The organism is Jiella avicenniae, assembly GCF_021390325.1.
Classification (GTDB): Bacteria; Pseudomonadota; Alphaproteobacteria; order Rhizobiales; family Rhizobiaceae; genus Jiella; species Jiella avicenniae.
In genome coordinates this window covers 1-1,116 of sequence record NZ_JAJUWU010000051.1, presented here as the reverse complement: position 1 = coordinate 1,116, position 1,116 = coordinate 1, and the positions used below count along the sequence as shown (strand labels likewise).

The 1,116-nt window shown below is 63.6% G+C and carries 1 protein-coding gene; it reads right to left on the bottom strand.

Annotation, left to right across the window (positions count from 1 at the left end; all coding sequences use genetic code 11):
* Positions 1-13 precede the first annotated feature (13 nt).
* Positions 14-943, bottom strand: a complete 930-nt coding sequence (locus tag LZD57_RS23940) for an IS110 family RNA-guided transposase (RefSeq protein ID WP_233722096.1) — start codon at positions 941-943, stop codon at positions 14-16.
* Between the last annotated feature and the right edge of the window lie 173 nt (positions 944-1,116).

Sequence of the window (1,116 nt, the reverse complement as noted above, 5' to 3'; positions counted from 1 at the left end):
ATGGCAACTGTGTTCATGCAAAGGCCTTTTTGTCCCTCTGCATGGCATTGAGGACGGTGAGAAGCTTTCTGGCGACGGCGATGATCGCGACCTTCTTGGATCCCGATCTTTCGGTGACGGCGTTGAAGAAGCTCTTGAAGCGAGGGTTTGCGCGAATGGCACCGAGTGCGGCCATGTAGAGAGCGTTGCGGACGCGGCGTCGGCCGCCCTTGATGTGCTTGCGCCCCCGGCGATGCCCGCTGTCGTCGTTGAACGGTGCCAAGCCGGCAAGGGCGCCGATCTTCTTGGGCGTCAGGGAGCCGAGTTCGGGCATATGGGCAACGAGCGTCAGCGCCGTGACGTTGCCGACCCCCGGCGCCGAGGTCAGGCGTTTGAGCTCTGCGGTGAGATCGACGTCGCGTCGGGTCTGCCGGTCAATCTCGGCCTCGATGGCCGCGATCCGTTCGCCGAGACTTTCGATGACAATGTCGATGTCGGCGATGATGCAGGCGTCGAAGGCATCGGCTCGATGCCGCTTTTCCAAGGCGCGCAGCTCGACGAGCTGATCGCGCCGCCTGGCCAGCGCCGCCAGGCGTTCGCGATCCTTGGAAGGCGCCGGATCGGGCTTGGGCTGAACCATCTCGCCAAAATCCGACAGGCCGAGCGCGTCGATCCGGTCGGTCTTGGCCAGGCGCCCGCGCATCTCGGCAAAGCGGCGCGCCTGGACCGGATTGAGCCGGCGTGCGGGGATACCGCGTTCGCCGAGCGCATGACGCAAGAACCGGTCATGGACGCCGGTCGCTTCGAAGACGACGAGACAATCGGTGCCGGCAAGAGAGGCCGCGAAAGCCTCCACGGCGTCCTTGTCGTTGGCAATGCGCACGCACCGACGGATGCGGGGGTCGAAGATGTCGAGGAACGACTTGGAAATGTCGCAGCCGAGGACGGTTTGATGTATGGTCATGATGCCTGATCCTGTGATGCGAGGTCTGCGCCAACAGCCTCGTGCAACTGTTCAGGTTGAACGAGCGAAGCGGGAAGGGACCAGGCCATGCCACGATCTCCCGAAGGGCGATCCGGATCCCGTCGGTCTCCTTCCCGCACCCTTCATACACCAAGCCAAACACACAGGATCCC